Source organism: Shewanella sp. MR-4, from assembly GCF_000014685.1.
Taxonomy (GTDB): domain Bacteria; phylum Pseudomonadota; class Gammaproteobacteria; order Enterobacterales; family Shewanellaceae; genus Shewanella.
In genome coordinates, this window is the sequence record NC_008321.1 from 2,671,179 (window position 1) to 2,689,339 (window position 18,161).

12 protein-coding genes and 1 tRNA gene are annotated in these 18,161 nt (G+C 40.5%); 5 read left to right on the top strand and 8 right to left on the bottom strand.

All coding sequences use genetic code 11. The features are described 5' to 3' along the window. Positions 1–55 precede the first annotated feature (55 nt). The 3 genes from SHEWMR4_RS11750 to SHEWMR4_RS11760 all read right to left on the bottom strand — a co-directional run bounded on the left by SHEWMR4_RS11750 (position 56) and on the right by SHEWMR4_RS11760 (position 3,835). A complete protein-coding gene (locus SHEWMR4_RS11750; RefSeq protein WP_011622997.1) occupies positions 56–2,515 on the bottom strand; it encodes a fimbria/pilus outer membrane usher protein in 2,460 nt (819 codons plus the stop codon). Positions 2,516–2,517: 2 nt separating this feature from the next. Then, positions 2,518–3,219 (bottom strand): molecular chaperone, encoded by a 702-nt coding sequence (locus tag SHEWMR4_RS11755; RefSeq protein WP_011622998.1) that lies wholly within the window; start codon positions 3,217–3,219, stop codon positions 2,518–2,520. Between the two features lie 67 nt (positions 3,220–3,286). Then, positions 3,287–3,835: a fimbrial protein gene (locus SHEWMR4_RS11760; protein WP_011622999.1), complete on the bottom strand. Its 549-nt coding sequence runs from the start codon at positions 3,833–3,835 to the stop codon at positions 3,287–3,289. A gap of 1,237 nt (positions 3,836–5,072) precedes the next feature. On the opposite strand from SHEWMR4_RS11760, the gene SHEWMR4_RS11770 reads away from it, so the two are divergent. Further along, positions 5,073–6,050 (top strand): fimbrial protein, encoded by a 978-nt coding sequence (locus SHEWMR4_RS11770; protein WP_157037030.1) that lies wholly within the window; start codon positions 5,073–5,075, stop codon positions 6,048–6,050. Between the two features lie 1,067 nt (positions 6,051–7,117). Beyond that, positions 7,118–8,320: an IS4-like element ISShes5 family transposase gene (locus tag SHEWMR4_RS11775; protein ID WP_011623001.1), complete on the top strand. Its 1,203-nt coding sequence runs from the start codon at positions 7,118–7,120 to the stop codon at positions 8,318–8,320. A gap of 224 nt (positions 8,321–8,544) precedes the next feature. Here SHEWMR4_RS11775 and SHEWMR4_RS20605 read toward each other — a convergent pair whose 3' ends face one another. Next, entirely contained in the window at positions 8,545–9,540 is a 996-nt protein-coding gene (locus SHEWMR4_RS20605; protein WP_011623002.1) for a fimbrial protein, read from the bottom strand. 173 nt (positions 9,541–9,713) lie between these two features. On the opposite strand from SHEWMR4_RS20605, the gene SHEWMR4_RS11785 reads away from it, so the two are divergent. Beyond that, positions 9,714–10,436, top strand: a complete 723-nt coding sequence (locus tag SHEWMR4_RS11785) for an EAL domain-containing protein (RefSeq protein ID WP_011623003.1) — start codon at positions 9,714–9,716, stop codon at positions 10,434–10,436. Between the two features lie 279 nt (positions 10,437–10,715). Here the strand turns inward: SHEWMR4_RS11785 and SHEWMR4_RS11790 are convergent. Next, a tRNA-Pro gene (locus tag SHEWMR4_RS11790) sits at positions 10,716–10,792 on the bottom strand. A gap of 353 nt (positions 10,793–11,145) precedes the next feature. Between SHEWMR4_RS11790 and SHEWMR4_RS11795 the strand changes: the two genes are divergently transcribed. Beyond that, positions 11,146–13,326: a diguanylate cyclase gene (locus SHEWMR4_RS11795; RefSeq protein WP_011623004.1), complete on the top strand. Its 2,181-nt coding sequence runs from the start codon at positions 11,146–11,148 to the stop codon at positions 13,324–13,326. Here the strand turns inward: SHEWMR4_RS11795 and SHEWMR4_RS11800 are convergent. Then, positions 13,323–14,789 carry an alpha/beta hydrolase gene (locus SHEWMR4_RS11800; protein WP_011623005.1) on the bottom strand — a complete coding sequence of 489 codons (1,467 nt, stop codon included), beginning with the start codon at positions 14,787–14,789 and terminating at the stop codon, positions 13,323–13,325. The genes SHEWMR4_RS11795 and SHEWMR4_RS11800 overlap by 4 nt on opposite strands. 164 nt (positions 14,790–14,953) lie before the next feature. Between SHEWMR4_RS11800 and SHEWMR4_RS11805 the strand changes: the two genes are divergently transcribed. Then, positions 14,954–15,490 carry a DUF6942 family protein gene (locus SHEWMR4_RS11805; protein ID WP_011623006.1) on the top strand — a complete coding sequence of 179 codons (537 nt, stop codon included), beginning with the start codon at positions 14,954–14,956 and terminating at the stop codon, positions 15,488–15,490. A gap of 178 nt (positions 15,491–15,668) precedes the next feature. On the opposite strand, the gene nadE is transcribed toward SHEWMR4_RS11805, so the two are convergent. After that, positions 15,669–16,499, bottom strand: coding sequence for an ammonia-dependent NAD(+) synthetase (nadE, locus tag SHEWMR4_RS11810; RefSeq protein ID WP_041409073.1), 831 nt, complete (start codon positions 16,497–16,499; stop codon positions 15,669–15,671). A 209-nt stretch (positions 16,500–16,708) separates the two neighbouring features. Beyond that, positions 16,709–18,013 (bottom strand): inosine/guanosine kinase, encoded by a 1,305-nt coding sequence (locus tag SHEWMR4_RS11815; RefSeq protein ID WP_011623008.1) that lies wholly within the window; start codon positions 18,011–18,013, stop codon positions 16,709–16,711. Positions 18,014–18,161 lie beyond the last annotated feature (148 nt).

Genomic DNA, 18,161 nt, shown 5'->3' on the forward strand with positions numbered 1-18,161 from the left:
TGCTTATAAAATTGCAAAAAACAAAGCATATATACAGAAACGACTTCACAATAAACTAAATACAATCAACATTTAAAATATTCAACGTGCCTTTAGATTTATTTTTATTGACATCATACTTAATAGAACAATACTCCCCATTTTTTATATTAACTTTTAATATTCCATTACTACTTTTTGTTCTTGCAAAAACGATACTTCCTTGCGCTACATTGCCAATATTTAAACCATTCTCATCAATCACATCAGCACCAAATGGCAATGCATCACCTTTAAAACTACTATTAATTAAAATTGAAAACCCAATCTCCGTTCCATATTGTAATTTAACAATTGCACTATCGTAAGGAACTGTTTTATTCACAGTATTGCTCAAGGAAGCATTCTTTGAAGTGCCATTTGGGTCAACATGAATATGGTTAACTTGATAAGGTCTCAAATTTGGTACAACAGCATGTCCTAGGTTGTTTATTTTAATTCCCTTGTAACCAGAAACAGTTGCTCCCTCCATACCTTTGGCTTCAACTAAAGCAAAAGTATTTCCTGAGTATGGTGAAAGTGTAACGCCACCAGAATGGCCAACTAATGTCCCAGACAAACCAAATCCATAACTCTTGTAATTATTTCCTTTGCTTGCATTCGCAGACAACTTAGCAATTGGACTAACATACGAAGCATTACCATTAAAGGAGTTCGAACTTTCATCGTTTGATACTGACACATCATAACTTAGTAATTTTTCTTCCCCGACCACATCAGACAAACCAACTTGCGCTTGTTGATATCCATCACTATCTCTATTTAAATTAAGCCTAACTCGTGAATCCCTTAATTCTCCTTCAAAACCAAGAGGAATTGAAAGTGAAAGAGCATAATTTGTTTGATATTGTCCATATTGATCTTCATTTCTACTCACCGATACCCCCCAGCTAAGCCTTTTATATTGATTATTATAACTGACTTGATATTGTCTAGAATAGTTAGTTTCATTCCAGAAGTTTTCGAAAACTCCAGAAAGATAAAGATTACCATAACCTTCAGGAAAACTTTGGCCGACAGTAACTAAGTACCTGTTTTTTGAATTATATAAATCGTTATATAAGTATCCTCTCCTTATATTGTCCAAATACAGCATAGCTGTCTGATAATCCATATACTCTTTGGTACTATATTTATATGCTCCTAAAGACAGATTAGTGCCACTCGAAAAAATGTTTTTACTATACTTCAATTCATAACTCTGCCCTGAATAATTTTCGTCTAGAAAAGCATAAGATTGCGTCCCTCCAAATGAAAAAGTACCTAAACTTGTGCCCAAAGCGAGACCACCTTGCAATGATAAAAAGTCTTCATTTGCTTGCCCCCCCCAATATCCCGTAACAAAGTTATTAATACCGAGCTCATAAGTTCCCTCTATAAGCATGGGAGTAAATGAAAGTCTGTCATTCTTATACTGCCCTATAGAAAATGAATATCTTGAGGTATTAGGCCTTAACAATTGTGCCATTGACTCATATGGAACAGAAAATCTTTGCTCAGTGCCATCAGCTTCTAAAATAATGACATTTAGATTACCACCATATCCTGTTGGATAGAGATCATTTATTAAAAACTCGCCAGGACTCACTAATGTCTCATATATAATACGTCCATTTTGCTCCACCTTAACGATTGCATTAGTTTTAGCCACACCAAAAATTTCTGGCGCATAACCTTTTTGCGAGTCTGCTAACATATTTTGGTCATCATAAATCTGCATACCTAGCAATGGTACTGTGTCAAATAATCTACCATTCGTATTTTTCTTCCCAAGAACAACATTACCTTTAATGCTGGCAACTGGCCTATAAAGATACGAGTCTAGTGCGTTGTATTGCTCACCTGTATACTCATTCCAGCTATACATACCTTTATGCTTAAAATACCAACCATTAATATTTATACCAGAATCAAAATATGCATTAAAATTTTTGACATCATTTGGACTGACACCGAATAAATCATAGGATATATAGGCCGCAGAGATCCCTCTTTCCCACTCGGCAGGATCAACATATCCTCTAACGACCTTATCAAGATATATCTGAGGCACCTGTATATCTAACTTTGACATTCCCATTGTAAAGTTCACTGCTGAGCCAACAATCACCTCCTCCAATACTATACAGTCTTTAATAAGATTGTCACTTTCAATTAAAATAGACTCTTTTATTCCTAATGAGTTTAAGATATTCATATCTATACATGGACGTGACTTACCACCATCCTCTTTAACCTCAAGAGAAACCTTTTTTAAAAAGGAACCATTAACGAATAAATCGGCAGGATAGACACCACTAGGAACATAATTACTATATGCAAATTTTTGAATCAAAGAGGCATCATTTACATTGAAAAATGCGCTATCAAATTCAATCATTTCATTTTCTTTTGCGAATGTAAAACTACCAAACAGAATAAAAAAAATAGGAAAAACACTGCTTAAAACATTCAATTTATGATATATGAAGTTCATATTTATAAACCTACAATTTTTTGTTTTTCTGTCGCGCCATAGTCATTTATGAATGATATATTATGAACCAAAGAACTATTATATTCACTTGAAACAGTCAACACTTCAAATGGTGAAATCATTATGTTTTCTATTAATTTTTTTTCAATATCACCACTTTCAACTGCAGATATACTCAAAATAGTAATAAAAAAAGGTGTAGGATTATTAATTTCCATTCCATTTTCTAACTTGCTCAACTTTATTTTTTCCACAGCGCTACTTGTTGACCCATCTAATGAGGTAGGTCTGAAAAATAGTTTTATCTTGGTTTTAAATGCAAGTTGGAGCTTATTAGCATTAGAATTATTCTTCGGGGGGACCGAAAGTACGTTTAACCAAAATATAGACTCTTTATTATCTGGAAGAGTTTCCCCTGTGTAAAAAATTCGCAAATGCTGTCCCTCGCCAGCATTAATCTTGTTTATAGGAGGTGATATGACAAATGGAACTTTAATATTGGAAGGATCTAAATTAAGCTCGCCATTATCAATCCAACTCTGAACTAGAAATGGTTCACTTCCTTTATTTGTCAACTTCAAACTAACTTCTTCTTTATCTGATCTATATATTATCCTTGTATTATCCAGTACAACACTAGCTTCCACTGATGAAAAAATAAAAATTGATATAAATATTGCAAATTTATATTTCAAACCATTCATTTATATCAGCCCTCCATATAAAGAGGCACGTGTATAAATACTCTCATACACGTGCACCATTTCATTGTTACATATAATGAATAGAATAAGTGACACTAGAAGTAACTGTGCCAGCAGTTGCCGCTGCACCTTCAGCATAATATTCAACAGCATATGGTAGAATCGCTGTACCATCCCCGGCTACAGTTGTTGCTGTATTACTTGTTTTCTGACCTTCATCGCCAGCCTTAATAACACTTGAATTCACCGCATCAAGCAATTGCAAAGAGACATTTCCTGCCGTACCATTATTTTTCAAACGGCCAGTAGTAGCCACAACATTTGTGCCGCTCTCAAAGAAAGCAACAACCTGTGACTGATTTGCATCCAGAGTACATTCTGACAAATTAATTGTGAATGTTGTTCTACCTGCTACCACAGTGTCTGCGGCTAAATCCGAAGTAGAAACAGTTGGAAGTGTAACAACTGCATCTGCACTGGTGCCATTAACTTTAACAGTACAAGTCGACGATGTAACTTCACCGTTAAATGTAATGGTTCCTGTCGATGCTTTAGCTGTTGGCACCACGATTACGGGTAAACATGCAATTGCTAAAGAAATAATTTTTTTATTCATTTTCTCACCTTTTTATAAATAAATAATTAATTAGCCACACCAATTAATTACGTTGATATAAACGCAATTTTATTAGACAACAATTCAACCTTTTATAATTAGCATCAAAAAATAAAAATCACCATAGACGCTCTTGACATTGAAGATATATGCATGCTAACAAAACTAACTTTAATGTATAAAAAAGGCCGCCTAACTTTATATAGGCGGCCTTTAGCTAGTAACACTTTAACTTCCTTGATAAATCCCTTTCTCACCGAATCCCTTCTCACAGAATCCCTTCTCACAGAATCTCCCTTCTCACAGAATCCCTTCTCACAGAATCCCTTCTCACAGAATCCCTTCTCACAGAATCCCTTCCTCTCTCTACAGACTACAAAACCTCTAATAATCCGTTTAATTTCGCATTGTTTAGAACGTTACAAAACAAAATGGCACAAAAAGACATCCTGTACACCCTGTACCTGCAAAGACATATTTTGCCATCTGCAAAAAGGCCAGACTTAGCACTCACAAAAAAAGCGCGCGTCAGATGCTAACTCTCGAACATCGAGTGCCGCTAGAATGAATTCGTCTAGGGACTATAAAATAAAGGAAAAGCATTATGATTAATTGTACTTGTGATCTTTTAAACATACTAATGCAAAGTTACAATATCAACTTTACTAATAAAATTAGTTATAGATTATGTTTGGTTAACAAAAAACATAGTGAATCACCTATAAAAGGAAATATTTATACTATTTTGATCAATGATTCAAATTTTGACTCATCGGCAAAGAACCATATTGTCAATCAAAGATTATTATTAACAAACACTCCTAGAGAAATTTTTAATATAATCCGAAAAAACAAAATAAAACTTGAGAAGTTAGAATGCAGATTTCTATTCCTACCATTTGAGCGTAGTTATTTGTGCGATATGCATCTGCTAATAGAACTACTTGACTTACAGGTCTGTCTTTCGAAGTCAAACATAGGGCTAGTAATTGAAATAAATCACCGTTCCCATTATGGCTGTACAGATTGCCCAAATGCCAATTTAGGATTGAAATATATTGATAAAAAAATAGACATTATATACACAAAAAAATCAAATGAAGATTTTTTCACTAAATCACCTTGAATATGACTAATCAGCCAATGATCAAGACTTATATTTTTATGATTGTATATAGGTAAATGTATAAATCATATAGTTCACTAATTAAAACCCATAGAGACTTAGAGGATGTTCATGAGAAAAACTGTAAATTTTAAATGGATTATTCCTATAATTTTGTGGGGTGCACAAAATCAATCTGTTTATGCATTTTATTGCTCTTTCAGTTCGACCACAACAACAATTAAATTGAGTGATGTAGCAAACATCGGTGATGAAATCGTTCTTTATAACTTAGCAGGGCAAACTTGCAGTGGTTGGGGAAGCCCTAACTATCTAGATGCACTTAGAGTTTATAGTTTCACTGAATACAATATTTTGCAAGGTTCTGGACTTTCAGTGTTCTATGTCGATAATGGCTATTACTACAAATACCCAGAAGTTATTAATCGCTGTGTTTGGCCTTGGAGTGGAAGTACATGTCCTTACTCTACCTTTACGGATGGTACCTACCCTGTCAGAGGACGGCTAGTGCTCAGACGGACGGGCACCACCGCATCCAACGTAACTATTCCTGCAAACTCAAAATTAGCCGAAATTGGGTTTCAGCAAAGAGGATATTCCAGCTCAGGACCAGCATGGAGTAGTAACGTTTATAAAATATCCGTCTCAAATAGTGACGCATTATCTTTTCCAACGTGTGATGTAGATATTGGCAGTCAAAATCAAACTATAGCTTTTTCTCCAGTATCTTCAAATCAATTCTCGGGGATTGGGACGACCGCTGAAAGTGAATTGTTTTCAATAAAATTAAATTGCAAAGCGGGTGTTTCTGTATATGCAACCGTTACCGATTCGAATCAACTAGGTAGCGCAGGCCCTAACTTATCACTTGATCCAAGCTCAAGTGCCGCAGGGGTTGGCATTCAAGTTTTGTATAATGGCGCACCATTGGGATTCGGAGTTGCAAACCAATTTTATGTAGCAGGAAACGCCTCCACTCCGGAAGTATCACACATAGTTCCCTTTGAAGCACGTTATGTTCAAACTCAATTGAAAATTATTCCTGGCTCGGTGTCTGCAAAAGCGATCATATCTTTTGAATATTTGTAGTAAGACAATTTAAAGCTGTATAGATCGCTAATGATTCCCCTAGGCACCTTTTAGTTAGATGAACTAACACAAGAGATGCCTAGAGACCACAACCTTATCCCAGAGAATTTATAATCGAAGCTGTTAATAAATTACCTTTGCAGTTCATTCTGTTGTTGCTCAACGCTTAGGTCCATTCAGAGATTAAACGCTATGGCTCAGATTCAGATCAACACTTGCGCAATGTTTGATTAATCTGCCGAAATTAATCAACTTCAGAAAAAATAAAGCGTGTAACTGAAAAATGTGACTAGTTAAAAAGCTGCCGCGTACTTTGGAGCCTGTCCTCGTAAGATACGCCTTTTTTCAAGAACATCACTACTTGCCAGTACAACAACTTTATGAACGAGTTTAATGTTAATCTGAGCAGGTTTTACGCACCGAGAAACCGCTCTAAATCAAAGTAGCAGAAGGATAATAAAAGAAGACTTACAGGGCAACTCCAAAGGAGGTATCTCGGAGTTTGTGGTGTTATAGATATCCTAAAATCTGCCGAGATATGAGGACATTGGCTGGTAATGTGAGATTAATCGTGTACACCGACTCATGCGACTAGTAGGACTGAAAGTATAAGTTGAAATCGGAAACCACGTGCTCATGCAGGTGAACGGCATGTAATCGCCAAATCGTTTAGCGGCAATGTATCCCAGAGGCTCCCGATATGGTTAGAGGTAATCGATATTTATAACATCAAAATACATGAAGGTTGGTTTTATCTTGGAAGATTGATGGGTAAAAGAATAGCTAAATCCCTGGTATTACAGCGTTTTTAATGGCTATATGGTGCGTTAAATCTACAGGTAAGATTACTTAATTGTAAACAATGAAACCAATATTCCCAGCCATGACTGGAGTGAACTTCTTACTGCACATGGATTGGAAGGCGCCATGAGACGACGTGGTAATTAGTATGATAATGCCGTAGTCTAGCAAATCCCCAGATAAATTCGATGGAATTCAAATAAGTAGACACGCATGATGCTGTTTGATCTAATTAATTTCGCCAAAAACCTACTAGATCCAACATCATGCGTGATATCGACATATTACACGATTTACTCAAAAAACAATGCCCTCAAATACATCAAAAACGCCTTAATTCTCTGATGGTTGCTACCGAGTCTTTACTCGATGGTAATCAACTCTCGTTAACCCAGTTAGGACGGAACATAACGGGGAATGTTGCACCAAAACACAATATCAAGCGCATTGACCGACTGCTCGGAAATTTACATGTTATCAAAGATAAGTTCGCTATTTATCAATGGCATGCACAATATCTCTGCGGCGCAAATCCGATGCCCATTATTCTTGTGGATTGGTCTGATGTACGCGAGCAACTGCGAATGATTACCTTACGCGCATCAATCAGTGTTAAAGGTCGCTCCATTACTTTGTACGAACGCACTTTTCTGTTTGAAGATTACAATGCTCCACGCAGTCATAACGCTTTCCTAGTTGAGCTTGCAAACGTATTGCCGCCAGGATGCTGCCCGCTCATCGTCACCGATGCAGGTTATCGCAATACTTGGTTTAGGGAAGTTGAGCGCCATGGCTGGTTTTGGCTAGGTAGAGTTCGCGGTGACGTCAGTTTTATGCTCAACGGCCAAACATCATGGCAGTCAAATAAATCCCTCTATCCTAAAGCGAATTCAACCGCGAAATACATAGGTAGTGTCAAGTTAGCACGCAAGTCTCCGCTACAATGTTACCTGCACTTGTTTAAAGCTAAACCTAAGCTGCGTAAGGATAAACGCTCTTCTAAGGCTGGACGAAATCACACCGCACAAAAGAGTTACAGCTTAGGAAGTAAAGAGCCTTGGCTACTCGCCACCAATCTACCTCCAGATTACTTTGGCCCTTCGAAGGTCGTCGATTTGTATGCTAAACGAATGCAAATTGAAGAAACCTTCCGCGATTTAAAAAGTCCGCAATATGGCATGGGCCTCAGACAAAGCCGCAGCCGTTGTCCAAAGCGATATGATGTATTGCTGCTCATCGCTATGCTCGCTGAAATCGTGTTGTGGTGTATTGGGTTAGCGGCACAACACCTTGGATGGCAAAGATATTTTCAAGCCAATACCGTGAGAAAGCGGGCAGTGCTATCAATTGTTAGACTTGGAAAGGAAGTACGTAAAAGAGACAAATATCCGGTAAAGGAGACAATTTTTCGCTGGGCATTAGTCGAATATATAAACTTAGTTCATGACGCTGGAAGACCTCAATTATGAGGGGATCCCCCAGTGCCGTAGTATAGAGCTTTTCCCTGTTATTAAAGCATGAAAAAATAATATAGAAGCTCTATTCTACAAGAGAAACGCCACAAAGAGTGATTTTTAAGTGCGTTGTTGCTAAACAAATTAGGCCACTAGTGAAATAATAGCTATTCAGGGCTGTTTTACATTCTCATTTAGGAAAACGATATTTTGTTTAAATTCTACAAAGGGAGTAAAAGTTATAGGTAACTGAATGAAATCACTGTTTTGGCTATGACTGTCCCAGGATTTATAATTGTTGAAGTTTGTACATAACGTGCTTCAAACGGCACAGAATAAGTACTCGCCGAAGGTATTCCTGTTCCAGAGATATAAACAGGATTGCCAAATGATAAAGGATTGCCACTCTGTAATAATTGAATACCAACCCCCGATGCAGTCGAGGAACCATCAAGAGATAAGTTAGGCCCAGTATTACTTAATTGGTTAGTATCACTAACAGTAGCATAGACAGAAACTCCTGCATCACAATCTAACACAATCCCAAATGGCACGCTTTCAGCTGTTGTTCCAACACCTAAGAAGTCACTTGTTGAAACCTCAGGGAGTAAAACAGTTTGCTCTGAATTATTTACAGTGCATGTTGGGGCTGTTACTATTGAAGATCCAAAACCCATTCTGTTATAAATAGCAGAATCTGATGATACAACCGAATAATATCTGCTTGTTAATGCTTTAATTGTTGGAATAGGTAACTGTATCACTCCTGACTTTAAAGGCCCGGTAACAATAAACCGCACATATATAGAGGCAAGATACGCAGCACCGCCAGATGTATTATGTTGATACCAGTACTTAGGTGTGTTACCAATCATGACTGTCTTACCGAAGGTAGTGTATACTTGAACTCCAACTCCATCAACGTTGGTATCGTACACTTCATATCCATTATATGTGACGCTCGACTTTACCATGGGCTGCTCAAAAGCTAACCACATATAAGGTATATAACCGCAGTTCAGAGCAGAAGCACTCCCACTAAAAGAGCCAAATAGTGCTAGCTGTTGGCCTATTGACACATTGGCTGGCACACTAACACTCCCTAGCGAGCGATTGCTGTAGATAGCGTTAGCGCTGCAAGCTTCAGCTTTAGCAATAAAGATAAAACAAAAAAAAACCAGACCAACTAGAGCAAAAATTAGCCACAGCATTTTCTTCTCAGATAGAAACATCATTACTCACCCATAAAATATTTCAACATAGCACAGCTCTTAAATAAGAATTTTGAAATTTACCACCATGCCAAAAAAAAGAGTTGGCACGCGCGCAATTATTTCTCAAGAGATGCTAACTACTCGCAACTAAAACTAGGTGATTATTTTTATTAAAATAATTAGAGGTTCTAATAATGATATACACCTCCACAGTAAGTCATTGCAAATATAAACAATGTATTTTCCATAGTGTAGAATGTGATAAGTCAAATTGTCGACATTATTATATCTACCAAAATATCATTGATAGAAATGGAGGCTTACACGCCATTGAAATCCTTTCAAGACCTATCTCAAACATTAAAATCTCAATAGAAAAATACTTTGACATATTAAGTCAAGATGAAGGAACGAAGATATTAAAACATCAATTACTAAACTTTTCTAAAAACTTCAAAAAACTGGATATTGGAACAAAAAAAATTTTTTTGAATGTTGATAAACACCTACTTAATAACCAAAAAAATGTCGACTTGCTTATTAACAGCAGCACTGACTTTAACCAAAATTTCTGGGAGATTGTTTTTGAAATCACAGAAAGACAATATGGAAAAATCCCTGGGATAAGAAATGCTTTTTGCCAAATGATATTAAATGATGTGTTATTTGCCGCAGATGATTACTCATCAATTACAAACACGCATAATTTTTTAATTGACTACACCTATATAAAAATAGATATGCATGAAATAATTGAGCGTACGAATCGAGACTTTAATGATTTTATTGATGAGCTTTATTTAATGAAAGAATGCGGCAAAAAACTTATAGTAGAAAAAATACAGACACAAAATGATTACCTTTTAACAATCGCAATGCCATTTGACTATTTTCAAGGTTTTTATTTTGATGATTAAATAGAAGATTGAATCATGAGGTGCTCAGGATTCATCTGCATTTTATTTTCGCTATGCCTGATGGTACATTTTTTGTATACAAGTATAAGCTGAATTAACCAGGTCACCAACAAAGAGTCAAGGCAACATAATAACTATGCACTATTGTTTATGCGAAGCTTTAATAGACCACCCTACTAAAAACTAAAAATCATCGTATAAAAACATTAAAGCCTCACAGTAAAAGTTACTATGAGGCCTTTATATTGATTGACTTCGGGTGAAACCAATCTCCGAATTTGGTCGGTATGAGAGGATTCGAACCTCCGACCCCTGACACCCCATGACAGTGCGCTACCGGGCTGCGCTACATACCGAGAATTTTCGTGCTTAACTAAACTGACTTCTGTAAGCTTAAGCACTTGTTACTTAAGATGCTATCGACTGGGGTTCACCTTAAGTGACGCTGACTTTACCAAGTGGATCGGCTCAACGCAAGTGCTTAGTGATATGAGTTTGGTCAACTGCTTAGTTTCTGGTCTGAATGGCGAGTTTTGCAAAAAAATTCCCTCCCATCTTGGCTGTAACAGCCACTGACTGTGAACTAGAGCGAAACTTAACTGAACCAGTCAATATCAAATTAAGAAACATCTGCTAAGCTAGATGTAATTCATCGTTTCAATGCAATAGATTGCTTTTTAAACATAAATTTTGTGGAAGGGAATTATCATTGCGTGTACCTGCTGTTAATGCCGCCCATCTAAAGTTAGCCACCTTTCTTGGTCTACTGGGTCTAATACTCAACATTTACCCTATTCCGCTCTTTGCTAACGTGCAGCTTATTTTAGGTAATGCGGCGGTAGTAATAGTGGCCATTCTGCTTGGGCCTTGGTATGCCCTATTGACAGCCTTATTTACGGCAACAGGCTTGATGTTGGCCTGGTCCAGTGCCCATGTGTATCTGGTGTTTTTACTCGAAGCCCTTTGGTTGGGGTTTGCGCGGCGCAGAGACGTACCTATCCTGTACGCCAGTATAAGTTACTGGCTGTTAATAGGTTTGCCATTAATGAGTTTGTACCTGTGGCTTATCACGGGAATGCCAGCTTACCACATCCCTTTTACCACAATAAAACAAGCATTTAACGGGATTTTCTACACCACGTTAGGGGAGCTTTGCGTGGTCGCCCTCCCCAGTTTATGGCATTTAAAAGATAGGTTGGTGAATCACACTCGCCGAACCATGAGTTCACAGATCAGCTATCTGTTTATTTTAATTACCACCATCAGCTTATTAACCTCATCCTTAGTGTTTAACCATTATTTCATGGATAAACAACAAATATTGATTAATCAGAATCTTAACGACACAGGCATCTCCCTTGGACACGCCACCGAAACCTACATTAGTACTAACACCCGTACCATTGCCAGTGTCGGGAAATTTATCAGTGTATCGGGTCTACCTTTTGAACAATGGCAGCGCATACTCGATAGCGTCCAGAGTCTGACCCCCAGTTTTACCACTATGTTTATTGCCAATGAACATGGGGAGATTGTCGCAGGAAGCCCTATTGAAAAGCTTAATAATTTCAAAAAGCTGGAACAAAGGTTCAATGTGCAAGATAGGGATTACTTTATCCAAGCCCTCATTAACCACAACACCTTTGTGTCCCCCGTCTTTATCGGAAGGGGTTTAGATAAAGAAATCATCATTGCTATCAGTACCCCCATTTTTAAAGAAGGCTCTAACACCGCCATAGGTATTGTGCAAGGAAGCCTAGACTTGGGGTATTTCTCCAATATTGATAAACAAAATCAACACCATGAAACACAGTCTATTATTTTATTGGATGAGAAAAAGAACATCGTTTATGCATCCGAAAGACTCGGACTCACCCCGTTAACGCCCTTCAACTTCATCACCGGCAGTACTGAATACCGTACCCGATTAAAATTGATGGACATTAATCAATCAGAAGCTGATACCCCTGAATATATTTATGCTCACCATCAACTGAATAATGGCTGGCATTTGTATGTGGTGGAACCTTTCGTTCCCTTATTGAAATTAGCGCAAGAGCAATATACTAAGACGATAGCGCTGTTATTACTGAGTATGATAGGTGCCGTGATTATCGCTAAGGCGATCAGTCGCTTAACGACCACTCCCCTCGCCTTACTGGCTCAACACTTTAGTCAAACAAAAGATGGCAGTTTTAATGAGGAAAAGTTTGAGCATGAACTCCTCAACAACAGCACACCTAAAGAAATCTATAGTCTGTATGAGAGCTTAGAAGCGAATCAACAAGCATTGCTCACTCATCAATTCGAGTTAGAAGATAAAGTGAAACAGCGCACTATGGATTTAGAGGCCGCTAACCGCAAACTCAAGGACATGGCGGAGCGGGATTCATTAACCAATCTCTATAACCGCCGTTATACCGAAAACCAATTCCTCAAAATCCAAGATCTGTGTGAGCGTGGTCAAGATGCGATTGCCGTAGTATTACTCGATCTCGATTACTTCAAAAAAGTGAACGATACCTACGGCCATCTCGCGGGCGATGAATGTCTGCGAGTGATGGCAGAGGTCTTATCGCGCCACTTTAAGCGCGACGTCGATCTGCTATGCCGTTACGGCGGTGAAGAGTTTATCTTGATATTACCTATGTGTAATAGCCTGAAAGTCGAGCAGCATCTTAATGACTTCCGCGAAAAACTCGCCAGCGTCATCATTACCAATCCGGCCGATCAAGTCACCTTTAGCGTAACCGTAAGCATAGGCGCCATCATTGCGGATGCAACTTACAGTACAACACTTGACGTCTGGTTAAAGCAGGCTGACGAAAATCTGTATAAGGCAAAAGAGCAAGGGCGCAACCGTGTTGTTTGCACCCTAATCTCCTCTTAATGGGGCATGTGTGCGGTGCGATATTGGTCAATCCGCGTCAACATGTAAGGGAAAAATGGATTCCACTTTTGGCGTAACATTTCCGAAGCGGGCACGCTATAAACGCCGCGCTCGCCTCGGGATGCGGCAGCGCCAATCTGGATCCTGAGTAATTTTCCATTGTTTTTAATGCCATATAGTCCATCATCTTCATTAAATGGCAAGGCAACATGGGACAAGGAATACACGCCTAAAGGCCAATGTAAGGATAAAGCTTCCACCTCCGGCATACTGTTATCTTGCAACATAAGCCCAAACTCCCGAGCTTGGACTTGAGTGGTTTCACTATCGATATTTTCAATCAGCGTTCCACGGTAATGGATATTGTCACGGGATGTCGCTAACAAAGATGGCAGCGGATCATTTGTCATCAACTTGCTGTTAATCACGGTACGATTCATATCAAACAACACTAGCTCATGGCCTTTTTCAGGCAGCACTTGATAAAGCAGATCGACCACGGCGGCGCTCGAAACCGTCGCATCAGCGACGGATTGAAAAGTGAGTATGGATGGGATCTGTTCGCGCTGCGAAGGCCTTAGTCCACTCAATAGACTTTGATTACGCAGCGCCAATTGGTAAACCACATCACCCGCATTCACTGCAAATGAAGTGTATTTAAAGGGATCGTATTCCATCTGAATACTGTTCCACTGCAACTTATCTAAATCGAGCAAACGGCCAATCCAGCTCTGCCAACGAGCCGCCGCCGCAATAGGGGCAAGCCCTATTGCAGGGGACATAAAAATCATCCCTGCATAATCGGGCGTTTTATCCTGATTAATTAACTCAAGCTCATGATTAAGGGCAACCGCGGCGCCTGTTGAAAAGCCAATCACAAACAGCGGCTTACCTTTAAGCTCTTGTTTCATATGGGCTGTTGCCAGATTCACCGCAGCGGCTAAGTCTTGCCAATAGAGACTAGTTAGGCCACTTGGGATGGTGCCGTGTCCTGGGAGTCTTAATCCAAGCACATGGGCTTTGTCTTTAAAATGAGCCGCCACATTTGACATGGCATAGGGTGAATCAGACATACCATGGAGAAGGAGTACACCAAAGGGCGCATTGGCTTTAGGCCACTCGAAGGTGCGATTCCAGTTATGGGGCCAACGGGCGGGATCCGACAGGCTATTTTTAACATAACGATTCACGGGTGAAGCATCCGTCGCCGAGACTTTTTTGAGGACTTTATTCTCCACTTCGGCAAATAACTTATCTTCTAAGGCGATGTAATCACTGAATTTGTCTAATTTGGTGTTGTAGCGAAATTCGTTTTTAAGTTCTGTGGTGTGCCAGAGGGAGAGATCGGGTCTGGCATTGAGAAAGTGTATCCCTGTCACCAACAGGGCGACGGCAATCCCCAAACAGGCATAAAATGCCGCGAAAAATAGATGCTTGGTTGAGCCTATGATGATGGCTTTCATTCTCGTCCCTTGGATCCCATAAAATGCGCAATTAGATTATAAGGTTAGATAAAAAAAAACCTCAACTTTCATGTTTAAGATTTGATCTCGCAGCAATTTAGTTTCGGCAGCGCGCCTAAGTTAGGGTAAGATCCACCCAACTTTGACTCCCATATTCGACTGTTATGCACATTGGCCCAGCCATAGCGACCTATGCGTTTTATCTCCCTAATCCCCCACTCATGCCTGAAGATTGGCATTGGTCGCAGGATAATGCGATATCAGAGCTTATCGCCTTAAATGGCAATCACTGGCGTAAGATCTTCACAATTATGGCAAAAATTTGCGCCCCCAGTGAGGATTGGCGCAATTATCGCGACAATCAGTTACTCAAACAGCAGCAAATGTTATTGATAGGTGCCAATGCTCTCTCGCCACATGCCAATATTCATATTGTCTGTGGGCAAGCTGCCGCCACGGCATTAGGGATTGCTGCCGATAGCAACATCACCACTAACACACTGCAAACAAACGCGCAGCGAACACCCGAGCTGCAATTAATGCAAGACTCAGAGGCTAAACTGCAAGACGTCACAGCGATGCTGCAAGCACAATCCCCGCACTCAAGTTGTGTACTGCTCACGCCCTATTTAGACTATCGCCAATACTCAAACGCTTTGATTGCCCTGACGCGTCACCACCTTCAAGCGAAGCAAAGCTAAATGAATGCGGCTGAACTCAATGCAACTCTGCTCAATGAAACTCAGCTCAATACGGCTAAGCACAATGTGATTAAGTTCGAATCGAGACACTTGGCGAGATAGCACTAAGCATTCGCACATAAAAAAGCACCCAACCAGGGTGCTTTTTCGTTAATTTTCAGACGGTAAGCATCTTAAATTAATCGTAAATAGTGGGGATAGGTTGACGCTTATGCTGCGTGGCCTGGTAGATATTGATAAGTTTCTCTTCCACGGCCTTATCGACGGCTTTCCCTTCGAGGAAATCATCGATTTGCTCGTAGGTCAGCCCGAGCGCCACTTCATCTTCGAGTAGCGGTTGATTATCTTCCAAATCCGCGGTTGGTGCTTTATAGACTAAGGTCTCTGGTGCGCCTAAATACGCCGCTACCTGACGCACTTGGCGTTTGTTGAGGCCAAATAAAGGCGCCAGATCGCAGGCACCATCGCCCCATTTAGTATAAAAACCAGTGATATTCTCGGCGCTATGATCTGTCCCCACCACTAAGCCACCCACTAAACCGGCTAACTCATACTGGGCAATCATGCGCATCCGCGCTTTCACGTTACCTTTAATAAAATCGACTTTAGCCGCATCCGGTGAATGCAATCCCGCTTCGACAAAGGCCGTTAAGGTGGCTTGATGCACACCATCGACCCCTTGATGCACATTGATGGTGACTAATTTGGTCGGCTGAATAAATTGGCAAGCTTGCTGAGCTTCGTGCTCATCTTTTTGAATTTGATAGGGTAAGCGCACCGCAATAAACTGATAGCCGCCGTCTGGATGCTCGCTATTGAGGCTATCAACGGCCAACTGGCATAAACGCCCTGCGGTGGACGAATCCACACCACCGCTGATCCCAAGGACCAAGGCTTTGCTGCGGGCTGCTTGCAGTTTAGATTTAATAAACGCCACACGGCGCTGCACTTCGAACTCAGGATCGATTGTCTTGAGTACCTTCATTTCTGTTAAGATCTGCGCTTTCACCGAAAATTCCACCTTAATATTCGCTGTTATTGGGAGCAGTGATTCGGCTAACGTTATCATTTATTCGGGTCTGCCTGTAGCAAAAATTAACATCCACAGGGTTAATTGTTGAGAAAACGTCATTGGCTCAAGTTTTCATCTCTCTCAAAAACAATAAGGGCAATAACGGTTTGCCGCTATTGCCCTTATTTACTTAAACCTATTCAGGCTTATCTTTCCCAGTAGGATTCTTCTAAGCTGTCTTCACGCTCAGGTAAACCGCGGGAGAGACGCGGACTGTGCTGCGCCAACACCTCGTAAGCCACGCGGTTGGCGTACTTACAAATTTGGGAGAATGACGAATAGCACAGACCATCACGCTTGTGCTTGCTTGAGCCTGGCACATTGGTCTTGTGGAAGGTATTAGCCGCCAAGTCGTGTAACAATGCCGACAACGCGCCATCACCAGCACCATTAGTGTTACCGATTTTCTCTGGGCCGCCCATGTAAGGCGAAATATGCGCAAACACTTTAATCGGGTTTTCGCAGTCACGCTTCAGCTTAGGACGCGAGAACTCATAACGGTTAAATTCGGGGATAGCACCGGGCAACAGTGTATGGGTGGTTTCACGCTTTTCGGCATCATCGGTATAACCCGCGGTGTAAAGCCCGATTGGGCCAGCGGTGGTTAACACCATATCACACCACTCGAGGGCTTTTTCGCTGGCAAGCAGCGGATCGCGAAATCCGGTTAAGGCCTCACCTTCATCTTCGTTCATCGCCAAAATGGTCACATGCTCTTGGATAAAATTTTGCCACCAGACCGGATCTTCTTCGATTAAGAAGCGAGTGCCTAAGGTCAATACCACCGGGACTTCGGCCGCTTTGGCATATTCAATCGCGCACATGGCCGCATCGGTGATCCTGTCGCCGCCGCTGGCACGCATTAAATAGGCGGTTAATACCAAGGCAGAACTGCCCTGCACTACGTCTTTATCAATGTATTCAGGGGTTAACTTGTCCATCGCCCCTTTACTGATCGCAAAAGTACGCTCACCGCAATCCGAAATCAGGGTGAAACAACGGCCGATAGGACCATCGACGGGTTGCAGGAAGTTAAGGTCAACCTTAGAGGAGGTGTTGCAAAGATAACGGTAGGCGTAACTGCCGACTTCGATATTTTGGCTCATCACCCCAAACAACACTGAGCGGTCATCGGCCAAAATAGAATAATTGTGCACTGTGTTACCAATAGTGCCGCCCGCAAACTCATCGCTGATCAAACCGTTTTGTTTCAGCTCGGTATACAGGGCATGCGCTTGCTCGTCATTGATAAGCGTAGAATTGCCCTTCGGTAAACCATAACGGCCGAGCAACTCATCCTCTACCTTGGCTTCGATATCCACTAGGGTTTGATCGATACCGCTGACATAAGTCGAAAAGGGTTGAGGTTGCTGCGTTAATTGCTCAAGCAATGGGTCACGGGTTTTGACCGGAAAATAATGTTTCGATTTGCGCTGACCGGGAAACTTCATAGTGGCTCTCTTTTCCTGGCATCCATGCTAATGGGCATTACAATGAGCCTGCGCTCATCGTGTCCTAAAAATAATGAGTCTAGGCTAGAGAGATAAAAAATCCACTCCCGAGCCACAAAGGGCGCAGATTCTACCATAAAATCAGCAT

What these genes read in the sequence shown, in the direction of transcription:
- SHEWMR4_RS11815 (WP_011623008.1), bottom strand. Translation starts at nt 18,013, where the DNA reads ATGAAGTTTCCCGGTCAGCGCAAATCGAAACATTATTTTCCGGTCAAA.
- SHEWMR4_RS20605 (WP_011623002.1), bottom strand. Translation starts at nt 9,540, where the DNA reads ATGATGTTTCTATCTGAGAAGAAAATGCTGTGGCTAATTTTTGCTCTA.
- SHEWMR4_RS11770 (WP_157037030.1), top strand. Translation starts at nt 5,073, where the DNA reads ATGAGAAAAACTGTAAATTTTAAATGGATTATTCCTATAATTTTGTGG.
- SHEWMR4_RS11785 (WP_011623003.1), top strand. Translation starts at nt 9,714, where the DNA reads ATGATATACACCTCCACAGTAAGTCATTGCAAATATAAACAATGTATT.
- SHEWMR4_RS11775 (WP_011623001.1), top strand. Translation starts at nt 7,118, where the DNA reads ATGCGTGATATCGACATATTACACGATTTACTCAAAAAACAATGCCCT.
- SHEWMR4_RS11805 (WP_011623006.1), top strand. Translation starts at nt 14,954, where the DNA reads ATGCACATTGGCCCAGCCATAGCGACCTATGCGTTTTATCTCCCTAAT.
- SHEWMR4_RS11750 (WP_011622997.1), bottom strand. Translation starts at nt 2,515, where the DNA reads ATGAACTTCATATATCATAAATTGAATGTTTTAAGCAGTGTTTTTCCT.
- SHEWMR4_RS11755 (WP_011622998.1), bottom strand. Translation starts at nt 3,219, where the DNA reads ATGAATGGTTTGAAATATAAATTTGCAATATTTATATCAATTTTTATT.
- SHEWMR4_RS11800 (WP_011623005.1), bottom strand. Translation starts at nt 14,789, where the DNA reads ATGAAAGCCATCATCATAGGCTCAACCAAGCATCTATTTTTCGCGGCA.
- SHEWMR4_RS11760 (WP_011622999.1), bottom strand. Translation starts at nt 3,835, where the DNA reads ATGAATAAAAAAATTATTTCTTTAGCAATTGCATGTTTACCCGTAATC.